The sequence below is a fragment of the Thermoanaerobacter siderophilus SR4 genome (genome assembly GCF_000262445.1).
Lineage (GTDB): Bacteria > Bacillota > Thermoanaerobacteria > Thermoanaerobacterales > Thermoanaerobacteraceae > Thermoanaerobacter > Thermoanaerobacter ethanolicus.
In genome coordinates this window covers 1,512,977-1,530,418 of sequence record NZ_CM001486.1, presented here as the reverse complement: position 1 = coordinate 1,530,418, position 17,442 = coordinate 1,512,977, and the positions used below count along the sequence as shown (strand labels likewise).

17 protein-coding genes, 8 tRNA genes, 3 pseudogenes and 1 other annotated feature are annotated in these 17,442 nt (G+C 33.6%); of the genes and pseudogenes, 1 reads left to right on the top strand and 27 read right to left on the bottom strand.

Translation table 11 applies throughout. The annotated features are described in order from the left end of the window. Nucleotides 1-42: 42 nt before the first annotated feature. The 23 genes and pseudogenes from thrS to THESIDRAFT1_RS07370 form a co-directional block, all read right to left on the bottom strand. Nucleotides 43-1,947, bottom strand: coding sequence for a threonine--tRNA ligase (gene thrS / locus THESIDRAFT1_RS07470; RefSeq protein WP_003871461.1), 1,905 nt, complete (start codon nt 1,945-1,947; stop codon nt 43-45). A gap of 53 nt (nt 1,948-2,000) precedes the next feature. Then, nucleotides 2,001-2,192 (bottom strand) — a binding site (T-box leader). A 52-nt stretch (nt 2,193-2,244) separates the two neighbouring features. Next, on the bottom strand, nt 2,245-2,844 hold the full coding sequence (locus tag THESIDRAFT1_RS07465) for a DUF445 domain-containing protein (protein WP_003871462.1): 600 nt from the start codon (nt 2,842-2,844) through the stop codon (nt 2,245-2,247). Nucleotides 2,845-2,926: 82 nt separating this feature from the next. Beyond that, nucleotides 2,927-3,804, bottom strand: a pseudogene (gene ytxC, locus THESIDRAFT1_RS07460) (putative sporulation protein YtxC). A gap of 55 nt (nt 3,805-3,859) precedes the next feature. Continuing rightward, a pseudogene (locus THESIDRAFT1_RS07455) lies at nt 3,860-4,593 on the bottom strand (DUF6873 family GME fold protein). A 58-nt stretch (nt 4,594-4,651) separates the two neighbouring features. After that, nucleotides 4,652-5,609, bottom strand: a pseudogene (locus THESIDRAFT1_RS07450) (GGDEF domain-containing response regulator). Between the two features lie 98 nt (nt 5,610-5,707). Further along, nucleotides 5,708-6,043 (bottom strand): thioredoxin family protein, encoded by a 336-nt coding sequence (locus THESIDRAFT1_RS07445; protein WP_003870175.1) that lies wholly within the window; start codon nt 6,041-6,043, stop codon nt 5,708-5,710. Nucleotides 6,044-6,153: 110 nt separating this feature from the next. Then, nucleotides 6,154-6,228: transfer RNA gene (locus tag THESIDRAFT1_RS07440), tRNA-Cys, on the bottom strand. Between the two features lie 4 nt (nt 6,229-6,232). Then, nucleotides 6,233-6,308 (bottom strand) — tRNA-Gly (locus THESIDRAFT1_RS07435). Between the two features lie 4 nt (nt 6,309-6,312). Beyond that, a tRNA-Phe gene (locus THESIDRAFT1_RS07430) sits at nt 6,313-6,388 on the bottom strand. 5 nt (nt 6,389-6,393) lie between these two features. Then, nucleotides 6,394-6,470, bottom strand: a tRNA-Asp gene (locus THESIDRAFT1_RS07425). A 1-nt stretch (nt 6,471) separates the two neighbouring features. Then, nucleotides 6,472-6,547 (bottom strand) — tRNA-Val (locus tag THESIDRAFT1_RS07420). 125 nt (nt 6,548-6,672) lie between these two features. Continuing rightward, nucleotides 6,673-7,557, bottom strand: a complete 885-nt coding sequence (gene hslO / locus THESIDRAFT1_RS07415) for an Hsp33 family molecular chaperone HslO (RefSeq protein WP_006569986.1) — start codon at nt 7,555-7,557, stop codon at nt 6,673-6,675. Nucleotides 7,558-7,618: 61 nt separating this feature from the next. Continuing rightward, the gene (locus THESIDRAFT1_RS07410) at nt 7,619-7,822 is read right to left on the bottom strand and encodes a cold-shock protein (protein ID WP_003867228.1); all 204 of its coding nucleotides are present in this window, start codon (nt 7,820-7,822) and stop codon (nt 7,619-7,621) included. Between the two features lie 74 nt (nt 7,823-7,896). Beyond that, nucleotides 7,897-8,643 carry an NAD-dependent protein deacylase gene (locus THESIDRAFT1_RS07405; protein ID WP_004401923.1) on the bottom strand — a complete coding sequence of 249 codons (747 nt, stop codon included), beginning with the start codon at nt 8,641-8,643 and terminating at the stop codon, nt 7,897-7,899. 25 nt (nt 8,644-8,668) lie between these two features. Continuing rightward, nucleotides 8,669-8,839 carry an alpha/beta-type small acid-soluble spore protein gene (locus THESIDRAFT1_RS07400; protein ID WP_003870178.1) on the bottom strand — a complete coding sequence of 57 codons (171 nt, stop codon included), beginning with the start codon at nt 8,837-8,839 and terminating at the stop codon, nt 8,669-8,671. Between the two features lie 3 nt (nt 8,840-8,842). Continuing rightward, nucleotides 8,843-10,324 (bottom strand): hypothetical protein, encoded by a 1,482-nt coding sequence (locus THESIDRAFT1_RS07395; RefSeq protein WP_006569985.1) that lies wholly within the window; start codon nt 10,322-10,324, stop codon nt 8,843-8,845. A gap of 96 nt (nt 10,325-10,420) precedes the next feature. After that, nucleotides 10,421-10,642 carry a NifU family protein gene (locus THESIDRAFT1_RS07390; RefSeq protein WP_006569984.1) on the bottom strand — a complete coding sequence of 74 codons (222 nt, stop codon included), beginning with the start codon at nt 10,640-10,642 and terminating at the stop codon, nt 10,421-10,423. A 52-nt stretch (nt 10,643-10,694) separates the two neighbouring features. Next, nucleotides 10,695-11,159 carry a GAF domain-containing protein gene (locus THESIDRAFT1_RS07385; RefSeq protein WP_003870181.1) on the bottom strand — a complete coding sequence of 155 codons (465 nt, stop codon included), beginning with the start codon at nt 11,157-11,159 and terminating at the stop codon, nt 10,695-10,697. Between the two features lie 142 nt (nt 11,160-11,301). Beyond that, nucleotides 11,302-12,075, bottom strand: coding sequence for a prolipoprotein diacylglyceryl transferase (locus THESIDRAFT1_RS07380; RefSeq protein WP_003870182.1), 774 nt, complete (start codon nt 12,073-12,075; stop codon nt 11,302-11,304). Nucleotides 12,076-12,328: 253 nt separating this feature from the next. After that, nucleotides 12,329-12,766 (bottom strand): zinc-binding metallopeptidase family protein, encoded by a 438-nt coding sequence (locus THESIDRAFT1_RS15145; RefSeq protein WP_244262597.1) that lies wholly within the window; start codon nt 12,764-12,766, stop codon nt 12,329-12,331. Further along, complete coding sequence (locus tag THESIDRAFT1_RS15140; protein ID WP_244262801.1) at nt 12,754-13,326, bottom strand: M20/M25/M40 family metallo-hydrolase; 573 nt, start codon at nt 13,324-13,326, stop codon at nt 12,754-12,756. The genes THESIDRAFT1_RS15145 and THESIDRAFT1_RS15140 overlap by 13 nt, the downstream gene beginning before the upstream one ends. Before the next feature lie 35 nt (nt 13,327-13,361). After that, the gene (locus tag THESIDRAFT1_RS15135; protein WP_244262596.1) at nt 13,362-13,502 is read right to left on the bottom strand and encodes a hypothetical protein; all 141 of its coding nucleotides are present in this window, start codon (nt 13,500-13,502) and stop codon (nt 13,362-13,364) included. Nucleotides 13,503-13,912: 410 nt separating this feature from the next. Beyond that, nucleotides 13,913-13,989: transfer RNA gene (locus THESIDRAFT1_RS07370), tRNA-Val, on the bottom strand. A gap of 184 nt (nt 13,990-14,173) precedes the next feature. On the opposite strand from THESIDRAFT1_RS07370, the gene THESIDRAFT1_RS07365 reads away from it, so the two are divergent. Continuing rightward, a complete protein-coding gene (locus THESIDRAFT1_RS07365; RefSeq protein WP_006569982.1) occupies nt 14,174-14,605 on the top strand; it encodes a hypothetical protein in 432 nt (143 codons plus the stop codon). Nucleotides 14,606-14,625: 20 nt separating this feature from the next. On the opposite strand, the gene pepV is transcribed toward THESIDRAFT1_RS07365, so the two are convergent. The 4 genes from pepV to THESIDRAFT1_RS07345 all read right to left on the bottom strand — a co-directional run bounded on the left by pepV (nt 14,626) and on the right by THESIDRAFT1_RS07345 (nt 17,439). After that, nucleotides 14,626-16,020: a dipeptidase PepV gene (pepV, locus tag THESIDRAFT1_RS07360; RefSeq protein WP_006569981.1), complete on the bottom strand. Its 1,395-nt coding sequence runs from the start codon at nt 16,018-16,020 to the stop codon at nt 14,626-14,628. Between the two features lie 71 nt (nt 16,021-16,091). Continuing rightward, the gene (locus THESIDRAFT1_RS07355; RefSeq protein ID WP_006569980.1) at nt 16,092-17,177 is read right to left on the bottom strand and encodes a glycosyl hydrolase family 18 protein; all 1,086 of its coding nucleotides are present in this window, start codon (nt 17,175-17,177) and stop codon (nt 16,092-16,094) included. Between the two features lie 89 nt (nt 17,178-17,266). Beyond that, nucleotides 17,267-17,342: transfer RNA gene (locus THESIDRAFT1_RS07350), tRNA-Ala, on the bottom strand. Nucleotides 17,343-17,362: 20 nt separating this feature from the next. After that, nucleotides 17,363-17,439 (bottom strand) — tRNA-Val (locus THESIDRAFT1_RS07345). Nucleotides 17,440-17,442 lie beyond the last annotated feature (3 nt).

Below are 17,442 nucleotides of genomic sequence, written 5' to 3'. Positions count from 1 at the left end.
TTTCAATAAATCAAAATGCCCCTTTAAAGGAGCATTTTGATTTTATAAAGCTTTTGTGGCGATTTCTTTAAGAATTTTTTCTATAAACTCATTTAAGGAAATAGCGCCTAAGTCCCCTTCTTTTCTTGACCTTAAAGATACTGTTCCTTGTTCCACTTCTTTATCCCCTACAATCAGCATGTAAGGAATCTTTTGAAGTTGTGCCTCTCGTATTTTGTATCCTATTTTTTCATTCCTGTCGTCTAATTCAGCTCTTATGTCATTTTCCAACAGACGCCCGTATACATTTTGGGCATAAGCATAGTGTTTATCAGATATAGGCAAAACTCTAACTTGTACTGGCGCCAGCCAAGTTGGGAAAGCCCCTGCAAAATGTTCAGTAAGAATTCCAATAAATCTTTCTATACTTCCGTAAATTACCCTGTGCAACATTATAGGTCTGTGTTTTTCTCCATCTGGGCCTATATACTCCAGTTCAAACCTTTCAGGCATCTGGAAATCCAATTGGATAGTTCCACATTGCCATGTACGACCTATGCTGTCTTTTAAATGAAAATCTATTTTGGGTCCGTAAAATGCACCATCCCCCTCATTAACTTTATATGGTAAATTCACGCGATTTAAAGCAGAAATCAAAGCATTTGTAGCCAATTCCCAGTCTTCATCAGACCCCATAGAATTTTCAGGACGTGTAGACAATTCAACAAAATACTCAAAGCCAAAAATTTTATAGAAATAATCCACTAAATTTATAACCCCTAAAATTTCATCTTCAACCTGCTCAGGAGTCATAAACAAGTGAGCATCATCCTGAGTAAAACTTCTTACTCTCATAAGCCCATGCAAAACTCCTGAGAGTTCATGTCTATGCACTAAACCCAATTCACAAAGTCTCAAAGGCAAATCCCTGTAACTGTGCATTGTAGACTTGTAAACAAGCATTGCTCCAGGGCAATTCATAGGCTTTATTGCATAAGTCTCTCCGTCTATTTCAGTGAAATACATATTCTCTTTATAGTGGTCCCAGTGTCCTGACCTACGCCATAATTCTTCATTCAAAATTATAGGAGTTTTTATTTCCTGATAACCATGCTTTATATGTTCTTTTCGCCAAAAATCTTCTAAAATGTTTCTTATAATCATTCCCTTAGGATGGAAAAAAGGAAAACCTGGTCCTTCAGGGTGGATACTAAACAAATCTAACTCTTTCCCTAATTTTCTATGGTCTCTCTTTTTAGCTTCCTCTAACATATGTAAATATTGATCTAACATGCTTTTTTTGGGAAAGCTTATTCCATATATTCTTTGAAGCATTTTATTTTTTTCGTCGCCTTTCCAGTAGGCTCCAGCAACTGACAACAATTTAATAGTTTTTACCATGCCTGTTGACATAAGATGGGGCCCAGCACAAAGGTCAGTAAATTCTCCTTGCTTGTAAAAAGAAATTTCCTCTCCTTCTGGTATTTCTTCAATTAGCTCCACTTTATAAGGTTCATCTTTTTCTTTCATCAATTTTATCGCTTCATCTTTTGGAAGGACAAACCTTTCCAACTTATAATCTTCTTTTATAATTCTATTCATTTCCTGTTCTATAGCTTCAAAGTCTTCTGTGGTAAAAGGCCTTTCTGTATCAAAGTCATAATAAAAACCATTGTCTATAGCCGGACCAATTGCCAATTTCACATCTTTAAAAAGCCTTTTTACAGCCTGTGCTAAAATATGGGAAGAAGTGTGCCAATAAATCTTTTTCCCTTCTTCATCATCAAAAGTCAAAATTTCTAATTTTCCGTCCTCCTCAATTTTTGTATTAAGTTCCACCACTTTGCCATTAAATTTTCCACCGACGGCTTCTTTTGCTAACCTTTCACTTATACTTTTAGCTATTTCATAAACTGTCATACCCTTTTCAAATTCTCTTTGTGTGCCATCCTTTAATGTTATAATCATTCAATTACCTCCTTTGTAAAATTTTTCTCTTAAATAAAAAACCTCTTACCCCGTAAAGAGGCAGAGGTTATCTGCGGTTCCACTCTTTTTTATACTCTGGTATTATATCGGAATAACCGTTCGGATTCATCATCCGCAGCTCCGGGGTGGTCTTCGATATTCAGAACATTTGAATGATCTCAGCCTATGTCATTCAATCTCTGTGATGTTCTTTAAATATCTACTTTCCCCCTCATTGCTTTAATATTTAATTTTTTAATCATTATATCTTCCTCTCGGACATTTGTCAATAATAATTTATAAAAATTGTATCACAATTGCTTGCAATACTCCTATTAGAAACCCTAAAACTCCCCCCATAATCTCTATCATATAAAGTTCACTGTGAGCAATTTTTATCACCACCTCCTCCAATTTTTCTAATTTGAAGCTTTTTATTTTTTCCTCTACAATTTCTGATATTTTAAGTTTTTTTGAAATAATCTCTACCACTTCATTAGAAGGAGAATTTAAAAATACTTCTACTTCTCTATTTATAATATCACCAATGTAGTTTGATATCATCTCTTTTATAGCCTTGGGAAGAAAAGAAGGAAGTTTATTTTCTGTAACTTCTTTAACTTTTAAGTCCAAATTCGATAATAGAAACTTGCGATTTTCTTCTGTTAAAAGCCTGTCCCATAAATCATTAAAAGATAACAATTCCCTTTCCACAATTTCACCTATTGATTTAGCAATTTCATATTTTCTTTTAGGGATAAGTCCTTGTAACGTAATACCGAAAATTTTTACAGGTTTCAAAGGCTTAAATAGCATTTTAACGGCGACAAAATTCGTAAGCCATCCAATAGCTGCTCCTACAAAAGCTAAAAATAGCATCCTTGTTAAAAATTGCATTCCACCACCTCTAAATTTTAAAAAATCACAAATATAATAATATCAGATTTTGACGAATTTTAAAACCCAGCCTTAAGCTGGGCTATTTTTCACATTTAATCTTTGAACACAATTCACAGCCATAGCAAATTTCTACTTTGTCATTAAAAACTTTTTTAACCGTCTCTAGAATTTCATTATCTCTCATATTGTTAATAGAATGAAAAAATATTTTTTTAGGAGCAATGGTTATAAGCGTGCTTATCAAAGCATCTTCATCACTTATAACACCATCTTTTAATTCAGCAACTATTTCATTAATAAAATCATTAGATATTGGTTTGTCATTTTCATCATAAAGTTTAAATTTGCCATTTTTATCGACAATGATATTCAATATTTCAACTTTTGAATCCTGTAATTCGACGAAGTATTTAAGTAAACCTATAAACTCATTGTACTCTTTTTTCATTAAAAATTCATCAACAGCCTTATCTGTTACTTCGCTAAGTTCACCAATAAAATCCCTCAGTCTAAAGTTCACAAACCCTTCTAAGTCTATATAATCACTCTCTTTTAAAAAATCTCTTACCAATACAAAAATTTGCTCTTTTTTTGCTAATTTAAATGTCTCTTTATTCACATCATCTTCTAAAATATTGTAAGCGATTTTTTCTATTTCCTCCTTTTCATCTTCTGAAAAATAATGGTAATATTTATTGATTAATTTTTTATTATCCGTTTGTCAATTTGGTTAACAATTATATCTGAAATAGCTTCCGCTATATAATTTCTTATTCTCGCAACATTGCTAAAGCCTTGTTTATCCTCCACTTTTAAGCTATAATAGGTAACTGAGCCACACACATTAGAATTTATCGCAATCTTTATACCATTTTCAGCTAAATTTTTTAAGCCATGTTTTAAATTTTCTACATCTAGTTTTAAATCCTTTGAAACACCTATGGAAAATAGTTGCAATTTTCTCACTCCCTTCGTTAATAGTATATGTGTCTTTTTATCATTTTTATCTGTTTTAAATCAGTGGAATGATGGAACCAATGTCTTTTATTTGTTTAAAAGTAAGATAAACAATTTCAATTCCTTTTTTATTTAAAAATTCAATAATTTTTTCATAATTTTTATGTGAATTGAATACACCAGTTACTGCTAATTTTTTCTCTCCTATAAGCCCCATTGCACCGCCAATAAACCCGTATTCAAAACCCTTTAAAAAACACCTCCGGGTTCTATCAAAAGCGCTTCAAAACCATTGCTAACTGCTACCTCAAATATTCCTTTGTCTGAAGTTATAAAGCTATTATCATCTATGATTGCCATATTACATTTTGTATAACCTTGCTTTACATTTAAAAACTTGACACCTTTTTTTTCTAAGGACTCTCTCAAAACAGGATCTGTGTACTTGAAATTGTGAAAAGCTGTGTTTCCCAATCTTGCTACATTATATGCGATATCATAAGGATAGTTACGTTTCAAAAAAGTTTGTCCTATTTTTACTTTTAAACCTATTAATTTCAATTTGCGTATAAACTCTGGTGTCACATTGGGAGCTACAATGATTTCTCTGTCTCCTAAGGGATGCAAAAGTATATCGGGATGAAAAGAAATGGCATCGTATAAATCTGCACATTTTTCAGTGTATAAGACTTTTATCCCTAACTTAGACAAACTATCTCCAATTTCCCTCTCTCTTCCATCAATTACAACCCATTTAAAATTGCCATGGGGAACAAAGGGATTAGACATTTTTTCACCTCTTTTATACAAAGATAGGGCATACTGTTGTATGCCCTTAACCTTTTCTTTAACCTTTTCTTCTATCTTTTAAATAACAACTTCCATCCATTGTCTTTAATTTCTTTTTCAATTCAGCAGCTACTGCACTTATTTCCAAATCATTTTTAAAATCTCTAAATTCATTTGTGACAATAGCAATAGAAATTGATACCATTGGAAACATCATCTTTTCGCCAGTCCTACCAATTGTCTCTATGTAACCCCGTTTTCTATCTTCATCGTCATATAAATACTTTATTTCCTCATCAAAGCGAGAAATTATATACTTACACATCTCTTCAGCTTTATCAGGAGTAGTAATTATCACAAAATCATCTCCACCTATGTGTCCCAAAAAAATCTCTTTCATTTCCAATCAGATTTACAGCATCTGATAAAATTTTGGCTGTAAGTTTTATTACATTATCTCCTCTTAGAAAACCATAGTAATCATTATAAGACTTAAAATTGTCCAAATCAATATACAAAATGGCATAAGGCTTGTTTTCTTTAATTCGCCTTTTTATTTCTTCTTTAATGTCAATATTTCCTCTAAGACCAGTAAGAGGGTTGGCCATTCTGTTGTGTTCTATCCGCTGAAACAAATTATTGACTTTAAACAGAAGTTCTTTGTCATTAAAAGGTTTCACTAAATAATCATCTGCACCCAATTCCAACCCTTTAATTTTTTCTTCAAAATTGTCCTGTGAAGTCAAAAGTATTATAGGAAGCATCAAATTTTCTTCTTCTTTCCTCAAAATTCTTAAAAGGTCAAAGCCAGTCATGCCTGGCATAACTATATCTAATATTACCATATCAGGTAGTTTATTCTTGTATATTTGTAAAGCCTCTTCTCCATCTTTAGCCTCTAGCACCCCATACCCAGCATTTTCTAAAATATCTTTCAAAATTTTCCTTGTAAGTTTGTTATCATCGACAATAAGAATGTTTCTCCCCTTCACAATGCTTCCTCCACAAAAAAACATTTAACAACCCCATAATATTATATAAAAATTTTGGCAAAAAAACTACTACTTTAGCAAATTAAATTTAAATTAAAAATGAAAAAATTTTACATAAAATTTTATGCAGTTTCTTCAAAGAAAAGAGAGTAATATTTTGAAATTTTTTCTTCCAATGTGTCCATACTTATAAAACGAGCCTCTCTTATTGCCTCTTTTCCATCCACATAAACTATTACAGTAGGAACAGTAAAAACAGAAAACTTACCAGAAGCCAGCGGAATCTCATCAATAGGAATGTGAAAACTTTTTATTTTTGGATAGTTTACTAGCATTTCTTCAAGTTTAGGAAGTAATGATGTACATATTCCGCAATCTTGTGTAGAAAAATAAAGAAATACCATATCATTTTCCTTTATAATTTGTTCTATATTTTCTATGTCGTTAATTTTATCCATAATTTCCCTCCTATCCAAAAGACTACAAACGATTAGATTTTAAAATTAAAAAATATAAGCCCCTTCTAGGGCTTTTTCATAACCTGATTCACTAAAGTTTCATATTTTTATGGAGGCGACACCCGGATTCGAACCGGGGAATAAAGGTTTTGCAGACCTCTGCCTTACCACTTGGCTATGTCGCCATATTGGAGCGGACAACGAGACTCGAACTCGCGACCCTCACCTTGGCAAGGTGATGCTCTACCAACTGAGCTATGTCCGCATAATGGTGCCTCGAAGTGGAATCGAACCACTGACACAGGGATTTTCAGTCCCTTGCTCTACCAACTGAGCTATCGAGGCATAACTGGCGACCCAAAAGGGACTTGAACCCTCGACCTCCAGCGTGACAGGCTGGCGCTCTAACCAACTGAGCTATTGGGCCGTGGTGGTCGCAATAGGACTCGAACCTATGACCCCCTGCTTGTAAGGCAGGTGCTCTCCCAGCTGAGCTATACGACCATTCTACTGCCGTGCAAGTAATAGTATACATAAAAAACTGCTATTAGTCAACACTATTTTGAGGATTTTTTCGCCTTTATGTCTAATTAAAAATAAAAAATATCGATGATTCTCTTAAATTTGCTTTATTCCTCTGCAATTCTCAGCAATTCTTTAAGCCTACTTTCCTCTATCAAATACTTTTTACCACAAAAATGGCATACAGCTTCAACAGATTGTCCTTCTGAAATAAGTTTTTCTATCTCCTCTTTTCCAAGAGCAATTATAGCAGTTTCAAATCTTTCTTGTGAACAATCACATTCATATTTTAAATCTACTCTTTCTAAAATATTAAGTCCCATCTCCCCTAATATATGGTTCAATATATCTTCTGGTAGATATCCATTCCTTAACAATTCTGTAACTGAAGAAATATTCCTGAGTACTTCCTCTAGCTTTGCTACAACTTCTTCTTCAACATTAGGCAATAACTGTATAATAAAGCCTCCAGAAGCTAAAACATTTCCTTCTTTTCCCACTAACACTCCTACCCCAACAGCAGAAGGTACCTGCTCAGAGGCATAAAAATAATAGGCTATATCTTCCCCGATTTCCCCAGTTTGAAGCTCTACAGTTCCAATGTAAGGTTCCTTTAAACCTATATCTTTTATAACAGTCACATATCCATTTTTACCAACAGCTTTGCCTACATCTAATTTTCCTTTTTCAGACAGTGGTAAATCCACTGTAGGATTTCCTACATACCCTTTGACAATTCCCGGGTAATTTGACACTGCAACAATATTCCCTATAGGCCCATCACCTTTTATAACTAAAGTGACCTTGTCTTTTTCACCCTTCATCATAACTCGCATCATAGCGACAGCTGTCAAAGCTCTTCCTAAAGCTGCACAAGTGGTAGGTGTGAGATTGTGAATTTCTTTAGCCTTCTGGGCAGTTTGTGTTGAAAAAGCTGCAATAGCTAATATTTTATTATTATAAGCTGTAGCTCTTACAATGTAATCACTCATAGTAAATACCTCCTATATCAAAAAACCCTAACATATTTAAATGTTAGGGTTTAATTTCACGTCAGTTTACCTTTCTTACCTTAGAAGCTTGTGGTCCTTTTGCAGCTTCAACTACCTCGAACTCAACTTTTTGTCCTTCCTCCAATGTCTTAAAGCCATCACCTTCAATTGCTGAGTAATGGACAAATACGTCTGTGCCATCCTCCCTTTCAATAAAGCCATAGCCTTTCTCGGCATTAAACCATTTTACTTTACCTCTTACCATTTATATCTTCCTCCAAACTTGATAAATAATTTACTTCTCTATCATAGCACTTATATATCGAATTGTCAAATTTTTTATTGAAATTTTATAATATCCCATATATTTCTAAGCGCATAGCTTGCTTTTTCCCTTATAACTACATCAGCTTTATAGTCATAAGGAGTCTCTGTCGCATTTATAATTATTAAATGTCTTACTATATCTGGCAAAAAGTTCACTGGCGAAACTGCCAAAGAAGAACCTATGACTATTAACAAATCGCTGGACTTTACTTCTTTTACTGCCAAATCAAAAACATAAGGCATAGGATCTCCAAATAGTACTACATCAGGCCGCAGTAACCCACCACACTCATCGCAGCGAGGAGGAATTTGTTTTTTATTTACTTTTTCCTCTAAAACTTCAAAAGAGACTTTTTTTCCACAATGTAAACAACTTCCTTCTCTCGTATTGCCGTGAACTTCGAATACATTTTTAGAACCAGCTTTTTGATGAAGATTGTCTATATTTTGTGTAATTACTCCAAAAATTATACCTTCTTTCTCCATTTCGCTTAATATGTAATGAGCTTCATTAGGCTCAGCATTTCTCATTGAAGACAAAATCTTGAAACCAACTTTATAAAATTCCTCCGGGAAATTGTACAATACTCCCGTTGACAAAACCTCCATTGGATCTAACTTCTCCCACAGACCCCTTCCTGGGCTTCTAAAATCAGGTATACCACTTTCCGTTGATATACCTGCTCCTGTCAATACAATAGTTTTTCTTGACTGCTTAATGAGGCGAGCAGCCTCTTCAAACAAATTTTTATCCCCCATGGCAATTCACCTCAAATAGAGTATATCACAACTTTTCTTTTTTTCCTACCTCCTGTTGCATTTTCATCTTTTTCTTAACTATTGAACCTATCTTCCCAGTTTCTTGGGCAGATAACTTAGACCATCCAACTTTTTTTACCTTTTCAAGAAGTCCTAATTCTTCAGCCGCTTCAAGTTTCAAAATTTCATTGTCCATTCTCTAATCCTCCTCCCAATTTAAAGAACTGTAATATATCTTTTTCCCCGTGCTGGCATCTATCATAAACTCCAAAGAGTTAGGTATATACACTAATTTACCTTTTTTATTCTCTGTTATAAAATAGTACAGTTTAAAACCACTATCTATAAAAATATTTTGAGCAACTTGTGTATTGATAGTATTGTCTATCTTTGGAAAATCAATATAATCCCAATTAAAAATTATTTTTTTAACTATTCCTTCCTCATTTGTTTCAATGGTTATATAATTATTAGAAATTATCGTATTGTTTGTTTGTCTATAAAAAGTATAAATTTTATTATCTCGATAATTCATAGGATATGCTACCAAAAAATCACAAGACAAATAATTATAAAGATGTTCTTTCACATATGTCTTTGCCTCTTCCATATCAAGTATTCTAAAATTTTTCTCATTATAATTCCAATAACCAAAACCTAAGTGAAGAATATTTTGGTCGTGAGAATCAATTGCTACATTTATATTTAAAATTTTGTCTTTTAAACTTGTAAAATTCCAATCATAGGTCACAGCCGGTTTAACCGTCAAATAAAAATTATTCACATAACCGGATTTGAGCAAAGAAATTTTATCTATTTTTAAATTTTTTGCTATATCTTGAGCAATTGTCTCTGGATTTTTTAAATTAAAACAATCGTCTTTTAACTTTGCAAAATCCAGTGTAACCATTTCTTCTTTAATATCATTTCCCTTATAATCAATAAAAATACCACTTTTGGCATCAATCCCATAAAACAAAGGATTCAAAGAGGAAATATACACTAACTGATACTTTTTGCCCTCTTTATAAGCCATAAGCTGAGGAACAATATATCTTTGGTATAGGCTTTTTATTTCGCCAATACTTTTAATATCCTTTGTACCCTCATATTCCACTTGTTCCGAAAGATTTTCACCAAAAAATTTAACAACTTCTCCTGAATGAGAATCTATGTACACAACTATTTCTCTATTATCCACTATCAGGTGATTTATCACTTTTTTAAAAATTAACTTATAAATATATGGTTTTTCTAAACTTTCATCAATATACTCATCATCTGAAAGGCTTTTTACAAATTGATATTCTTCTCCTGTAATTGAAGATATCAAATTGTGGGCTAAAATTATCGACTCACTTTTTGAATATTTTGCTGATAAATTTTTGTCAAAAGGTGTAAAAGTATTTTCATAGTAATCTATATACTCCAATTTATCATTGTCACTATTGTATACAATTTTTAAATTCTTAAAGGGATTACTTCCTTCAAATTTAAAGCTATATAACCCATTTTGCAACTTATGTTCTACCAATTTTAATCCCCTTGTAAAAGGTACCTTCATTATTATTTCTTGTAATATTTTTTCTTCTGAATAAGGATTAGCTTCTGAATAGGCACTTGATAAATTTAAAAATAATATCAAGGCAATCAATCCTGCTAAACAAAATTTTTTAACCATACATAGACCTCCTTGAAAATATTCCCATATATACTATTCTATGTATGGTTAAAAATTCCTGCTTATATAACAAAAAAATCCGGATAACCCGGATTTTTAAACTGCTATTACTTCCCTCACTTCAGGAATTTCTTCTTTGATAGCCCTTTCAATGCCTTCTTTCAGCGTCAACGTAGCAAAAGGGCATCCTCCACAAGCACCTGTCAGCCTTACCTTTACAATTCCATCCTCTGTAACGTCAATAAGTTCCACATTTCCTCCGTCTGCTTGAAGAGATGGTCTTAGAAGCTCTAATACTTTTTCTACTCTTTCTCTCATAGCCTATCCTCCTTCCTGACACAATTATTATACCACAAAAATCAATGGAAATCTATTTTTTGAGTTTTCGACTTATAATTTCTGCAACTTTTTCTAAAAATCTTTTGTCTTCTTCATCAAAAGCAGCTAAATCATCGCTGTCAATATCTATTTCTCCTATTATGTCGCCATTAACCCATATTGGCACTACAATTTCCGATTTCGTCTCAAGACTACAAGCCAAATAATTATCTTCTTTTGTTACATCATCTACAATTATAGTATTTTTTTCTGCAACAGCTCTTCCACAAACCCCCTGTCCTACTTTAATTTTCACATGTTCTGTAGGTCTACCAATATAAGGTCCTATTACTAACTCTCCATCCTTCATGAAATAAAAACCTGTCCAATTATAGTAAGGAACATTGTCTGCTAATATCTTAACAACTTCACCATAAAATTCATCCATATCATCAATTTCTCTTGCCTTTTGGTCAATCCTAACTAATAAGTCATCAAAAACTTTTCTTTTTTCCATCTTTTCAGCTCCTCTGTAAAAAATTTATCAATATAATTTTACCATTAAAATGTTATAAAATAAAGTAGTTCCCTTTTAGATTTATCAATAGTTAAAGATTAATTCAATTTGCCTTAAATAAGAAAACTGCCTCAAAGGCAGTTTAATTGTAAAATTGTTTATTGGGGTCATTTAAAACCCTTCTAATCATCCAGTATGCCAATATCAAAATAAAAGGTGTTACTAACTGAGTTAAAGTAAAAAATCCTATTCCCCATTTTTCATTTAAATATACAGGCCATATTAAAGGATTGTCCCTTACGGTTTCTTCAATTAAACCTCTCATTAATTGATAATAAAATATAAAAGACCAAAATTGATATCCATCAGGCATGTGCTTTTTTTGTATATAAAAATATCTTATGAGAAGTATTACTCCCATAGCAACTCCTACTAATTGCGCAGGCCATCTCCCAAAGGCAAACTCAGTCGGCCTTCCTAATACTTCTTGGTTAAATATATTTCCTATTCTGACTAATATATTGCCAATTGAAAGTCCTAAAACTGCGAAATCCTCTAGAGGATTTATCCTCACACCTTTTTTACGACAATAATAAAGCCCTGCTAAAAAACCACCTAAAACTGCACCATGCCATGAAAGTCCACCTTCATAAATCTTTAACACTTGAATAGGATTTTTAATAAACCACTCAGGATAATTTGCCAATACAAACATCAATCGAGCACCTATAACACCAGAAATTACTACAATCATTAATAGATTTAATAAAAAGTCTTCATCGTAATTTAATTTCATTGCCTCTTTGTACAAATAATATCCACCAATAGCAATAGAAATAGCCATAAAAATTCCATACCAATGAACAGCAATTGGACCAATTTTAAAAGCATAAGGGCTAATTGTCGGAATGTACATCATACAACCTCCATACAATAGTTTTTAAACAGAAAACTCTGATAAGATTTTCATTATAATATCATTCTACAGCATTTCGATAATATGTCAAGAGGTGACTTTTATTTCCTTATAATGCTTTTATATGACTCTGAAATAAAAAAATCTATCCTCAACATAAAAAGTTTTGGCACCAAACCTAAATTACATAAAAATAAAGGCAGCAAGCTTCCTTCTACTCTGATTGGTATAAGAAATTGCTCGCGAGGAATATTTAAGAAATTTCAACCGTTTTTTTAAACTCCTCTTTTATCTTCTTTAGCAATTCCTCTTTTGTCATTATATCTACCGCAGTCATAGCCAGAGCTTTGGCTGCAAGTACGGCTGCCTCCTTTCCCCTCTCTGAACCTGCAGCTTTCAAAAATTCCAAGCTATGAGGTGCTATGTCCTCTTCAGCTATGGCAATGTGGGGATGGATAGAAGGCACAACCTGGCTTACATTTCCCATGTCAGTTGAGCCAACGCTCTCTTCCTTATCGCTTATATCATGATAACCCAGTTCCTTTAAATTAGCTTTAAATGTCTCAGCCATAGTTTTATTGGTTACTAGGTTGTCAAAGCCAAGCTCAAAATTTCTATATGAAAGCTTTGCTCCAGTTGCCACCTCAGCACCCTTGGCACAGGCTATTACTTTTTCCTTTACCTCCAGCATATATTTTTTTCTTTTGCCCTCACGTAAAAGCGGGCGACAGCTCTTTCGGGAATAATATTGGGAGTGTATCCTCCTTCGGTAATTATCCCATGGATTCTCGCATCAGGTCTCAACTGCTGCCTTAAGGCATTGATACCGTTGAAAAGAAGGATGACCGCGTCCAGAGCATTTATGCCTAGGTGAGGTGCAGCGGCGGCATGCGCTGCTTTACCCGTATATGTAAACTCCAGAGGTTCTATGGCAAGGGAAGTAGTATATACAGTAGTTCTATTGCCAGGATGTACCATCATAGCTGCATCCACATCATTAAAAATACCTCTTTCTACTAGTATTACCTTGGCACCGTCAGTTTCTTCTGCAGGGGAACCTACTAACATCACTTCGCCGAAAAGCTCTTCATCTAATGCCCCTAAGGCTGCTGCAGCTCCAAAACTTGCAGCTGCAATTAGGTTATGGCCACAAGCGTGACCTATTTCTGGAAGAGCATCATACTCAGCCAAAAGCGCCACCTTGGGACCAGGTTTTTTACCTTTTTTCTGTGCCAAAAAAGCAGTTGGCAGGCCTTCGACTTCATTTACTAAAAAACCATAACCGTTTATTTTTCCTTTAATAGTTTTGAAGCTTTAAATTCTTGATTTCCAAGCTCAGGATTTTTGTATATCTCATCAGCAACTTCAAAAATCTCCCCCTTAATACTATCGATAAAAGAAATGACCTTCTTTTTCAATTCTTCCACACCTATAACTCCTTCCTAACCTATATGAATTTTACAAAAATGTTTATCAATATCACTAAGCAGTCTATAAGCATTTCTTCATTTAGAATAAGGGGATTTACGGTTCTGTTGATTTAACCATAATCCCAGCCAAGGATAACGAAAGTAATGATTACTATTGTGTATAACATGTTGTAATTTATGTTATCAATTTAAAACTGTAAAGTCAAGAACCTTTTTGTATCTCCCTCAAATAGGTATAGACATATTTACCACTTAGAGAATAATTACAAAAACATTGAAGAAGAAAACACATAAAAAGAATAGAGCTGCCTCCTTGGGCAACAGGGGCAAAATATTACCATTCCTGCATAAACATCAAAAAATAAAAATCCCGGCATCTATACAATGCCGGAAAATCTTCATATTATTGGTGGGGTTAACAGGGATCGAACCTGTGACCTCTACGATGTGAGCGTAGCGCTCTGACCAGCTGAGCTATAACCCCACTTTCTATATTTTTATTATATACATCTCTCTAAAATATGTCAATCACAAATTTTTTAATACAAAGAAGGACTTTAAACGTTTTAATAGAATTTATAATATAAAACCACTTACTTGCATAATAACATATACTATATAGTAAAAATCACCAAATAAGAATATCATTTTATAAAAAGAGGGATATCATGAATGACTTATTATCATTGAGATGCATAAACATTACTTTGAGCGAAATTCTTAGCGACGAATACCTTTCCCTCATGAAGTGGGAAATAGAAAAAATTTTACAAATTAACTTGATAAAACATATTCTAAAATATGAAGACGATACTGAATGGTTTATTCTTCTAAATGGAATAGAAAAAAACTTTCGACTTTGGCTGACAATTTTCCAAGACTCTTATGAACCAGTTAATAGAATTATAATTAATGAACTTTCTGTGTCTTTTGAAAAAGAAATTGACAAAAAAGAACTAGAAAAACAAATTATAAAAACTGTTTCTGAGTTTTTACGCGATATTGGTGTCATTTCAGTATATTCTAATAATACATCTTTGCCTTGGGAAGAATTAGGATTTATGCTAGAAGAAAATAAATTATATTTTAGTTTAAAATAAAACCCCTCAAAAGAGGGATTTTATTTTGCTAATTCATATATAGCGTGAGCATAAATTTTTGCATTTAATATCAAATCTTCAATTTCTATATATTCATCCGCTTGATGTGCTAACTCTGGCTTGCCTGGAAAAACAGGCCCAAATGCTACTGTGTTAGGCATCTCTTTCGCATAAGTTCCTCCACCTATTGCTAAAAGCTCTGCTTTCTGTCCCGTCTGTTCTTCATAAACTTTGCTCAAAGTTTTTATCAAAGGATGGTCTGGTGGGAAATACAAAGGTGGTTGATGGAGCATGTCTTCTATTCTCATCCCATTAGTTTTGATTTTTTCTTCAAAAATATTCATCCAATCCTCATATTTATATTTTACAGGATATCGAATATTTAATCCTAATACTCCTTTGTTTTCATCTAATTGAATAGTACCAACGTTAAAAGTCAATTCTCCTGTTTCATCTTTTAAGTATATCCCAAAAGTTTTTCCATCTGTTTCCATTCCCACATTTGTAGCAAAGAAATGTATAAAATCTTTGACATCGCTATCCTCTAAATCTATTCTGTCAAGGAAGAGAAATAGCTGCATTATAGCATTTTTCCCTAAGTGTGGAAGGCTGCCATGAGCCGAAACCCCTACTGATTTGATTACAAGCATTTCGTCTTTTTCTTCAGCCTTCAAATTGTAACCAGCCTCTTTTATGAAGGCTTCTAACTTATCTTGAATTTCTTTCTTCTTATTTGCCTCTTTTACATCTAATCCAGCTTCACAATAGCCTGGTACTACATTAGGCCTTTCTCCACCTTTGATGTATTTTATAACAATGTTGCTGGACTTTTTATTAAAGTCTTTTACCACATTAAACATTGTTATTCCTTTTTCTGCATATATAATTGGATATTGAGCATCAGGAGTAAAACCCATAGTAGGAGCTTCATCGTGTTTTAAATAATAAGCAATTTCGTGAGAACCTGTCTCTTCATTTGTTCCAAATAAAATTCTCACTCTTTTAGAAAGCTTTAACCCAGCGTCTTTTATAGCCTTTAGCCCGTATAAAGCAGCAATTATAGGGCCCTTATCATCTACAGTACCTCTTCCATATATCTTTCCCTCATGTATTTCAGCACCATAAGGTGGATAGGTCCACCCATCACCTTCTGGAACTACATCTAAATGTCCCAAAACTCCTATCATTTCTTCTCCTTCGCCGTATTCTGCATACCCTACATATCCATCCACGTTTTTAGTCCTAAAGCCTAAACTTTGTGCGATCTCTAAAGCTTTGTCCAATGCCTTCGCAACACCTTCTCCATAAGGCATACCTGGTTTTGGCTCATCTTGTACACTTTTTATCCTGACCAATTCTTGAACTGATTTTATAATGTCGTCTCTCATATTGTCTATGTAAGAATTTAAATTCATGAAAATCCCCCCAATAATTTGGTAATCACACCTCTATTATATATCTTTACTTAAATGTTTTCAATATTTTTCTATCTGCTTCCTATTTTCTTACCTATAACATTCCAAAAAGAAGGGGTTTCAAAGCCAATCCTCCACACACATATGCCATGTAAATTATACCTTTTAGCAACTTCTATCTTCTCAGCTAAAGTGGCAGAGTTTTCAAACCATACCTCTCTCGTTATTCCCGTGTTTTTGTCATAATAGACATAATAAGGCTCTTGGTATTGGTCGCTCCACTTTATTTGAATTCCTTGAATTTGTGCTTTTGTAAGTATTTCTTTTGTAGGGCGAGAGAAACCACCACTTTTACTTGCAGGCCAATCATATCCATAAGTAGCTACTCCTAAACATATTTGTTCAGGTTTAAAACCTTCATTTAGTGCATCTTTGACGTTGTACTCCACCCACTGCTCAGGAGAAACAGGTCCCGGCGGTGAAGAAGCATTATGCCTATCATAGGTCATCAAGGTGACATGGTCCACTAAAGGCGCTAATTCGTGATAGTCGTATATACCTGATATTTCTTTAGGTACCTGATAATGAGGTATAACGGAAATGTCAAGAATTTTACCTTCTTTTTTGATAAGCGGTCTTATTTTGCTTATAAAAGCCGTAAGATAATCTTTGTCCTGAACATAATTTTTAGTTCCATGAGGAATAAACTCAAAATCTATGTTGTAACCGTCAAAATCATGTTTTTTTAATAAAGCCATTAATTGAGAAATAGCCTTTTCTCGGATATTTGGATCCAAAAGAACTTCATCTTTGCTGTTAGCCACATTAACAAGAGGAACTACTTTTATCCCTTGTTTTTTCGCATAATCCAGCGCTTGAGGGTTTGTAGAATCTTTTACTGTCCCGTCTCCTTCTACAGTAAGCCACAAGGGAGAAAGTGTATCAATATATCTTGAATATTTTACCAATGATTGATATGAATTATCTGGTCCAGCAGAATCAGCATAAAATCCTACTACTTGAAGTTTTTTTACTCCTATCTTACTAAAAGGTTTGAAAAATGGTTTTTGAGCTGTACTTTTACATCCGCTCAAAGATATTGATATGGTTAATAGCAAAATTATCAAGATTGATATCAATCTCAATTTTTTCCACATAAAAAGATATAACCTCCTCATTTTTATGATTCGGTTATATCTTTTGATAAAAAATAAATTTTATGTATAAAAATATTTTATTTTCAGTTTGGTGGAGATAAGGGGATTCGAACCCCTGACCTCATGCATGCGAGGCATGCGCTCTCCCTACTGAGCTATATCCCCATGTAACCCATATAAAAAAATGGTGGGGTTAACAGGGATCGAACCTGTGACCTCTACGATGTCAACGTAGCGCTCTGACCAGCTGAGCTATAACCCCACT

What these genes read in the sequence shown, in the direction of transcription:
- THESIDRAFT1_RS07390 (WP_006569984.1), bottom strand. Translation starts at nt 10,642, where the DNA reads ATGAGAGAAAGAGTAGAAAAAGTATTAGAGCTTCTAAGACCATCTCTT.
- THESIDRAFT1_RS07355 (WP_006569980.1), bottom strand. Translation starts at nt 17,177, where the DNA reads ATGTGGAAAAAATTGAGATTGATATCAATCTTGATAATTTTGCTATTA.
- THESIDRAFT1_RS07410 (WP_003867228.1), bottom strand. Translation starts at nt 7,822, where the DNA reads ATGGTAAGAGGTAAAGTAAAATGGTTTAATGCCGAGAAAGGCTATGGC.
- THESIDRAFT1_RS07405 (WP_004401923.1), bottom strand. Translation starts at nt 8,643, where the DNA reads ATGGGGGATAAAAATTTGTTTGAAGAGGCTGCTCGCCTCATTAAGCAG.
- THESIDRAFT1_RS07400 (WP_003870178.1), bottom strand. Translation starts at nt 8,839, where the DNA reads ATGGACAATGAAATTTTGAAACTTGAAGCGGCTGAAGAATTAGGACTT.
- pepV (WP_006569981.1), bottom strand. Translation starts at nt 16,020, where the DNA reads ATGAATTTAAATTCTTACATAGACAATATGAGAGACGACATTATAAAA.
- thrS (WP_003871461.1), bottom strand. Translation starts at nt 1,947, where the DNA reads ATGATTATAACATTAAAGGATGGCACACAAAGAGAATTTGAAAAGGGT.
- hslO (WP_006569986.1), bottom strand. Translation starts at nt 7,557, where the DNA reads ATGAGTGATTACATTGTAAGAGCTACAGCTTATAATAATAAAATATTA.
- THESIDRAFT1_RS07385 (WP_003870181.1), bottom strand. Translation starts at nt 11,159, where the DNA reads ATGGAAAAAAGAAAAGTTTTTGATGACTTATTAGTTAGGATTGACCAA.
- THESIDRAFT1_RS07465 (WP_003871462.1), bottom strand. Translation starts at nt 2,844, where the DNA reads ATGCAATTTTTAACAAGGATGCTATTTTTAGCTTTTGTAGGAGCAGCT.
- THESIDRAFT1_RS07365 (WP_006569982.1), top strand. Translation starts at nt 14,174, where the DNA reads ATGAATGACTTATTATCATTGAGATGCATAAACATTACTTTGAGCGAA.
- THESIDRAFT1_RS07445 (WP_003870175.1), bottom strand. Translation starts at nt 6,043, where the DNA reads ATGGATAAAATTAACGACATAGAAAATATAGAACAAATTATAAAGGAA.
- THESIDRAFT1_RS07395 (WP_006569985.1), bottom strand. Translation starts at nt 10,324, where the DNA reads ATGGTTAAAAAATTTTGTTTAGCAGGATTGATTGCCTTGATATTATTT.
- THESIDRAFT1_RS15145 (WP_244262597.1), bottom strand. Translation starts at nt 12,766, where the DNA reads ATGCTGGAGGTAAAGGAAAAAGTAATAGCCTGTGCCAAGGGTGCTGAG.
- THESIDRAFT1_RS07380 (WP_003870182.1), bottom strand. Translation starts at nt 12,075, where the DNA reads ATGTACATTCCGACAATTAGCCCTTATGCTTTTAAAATTGGTCCAATT.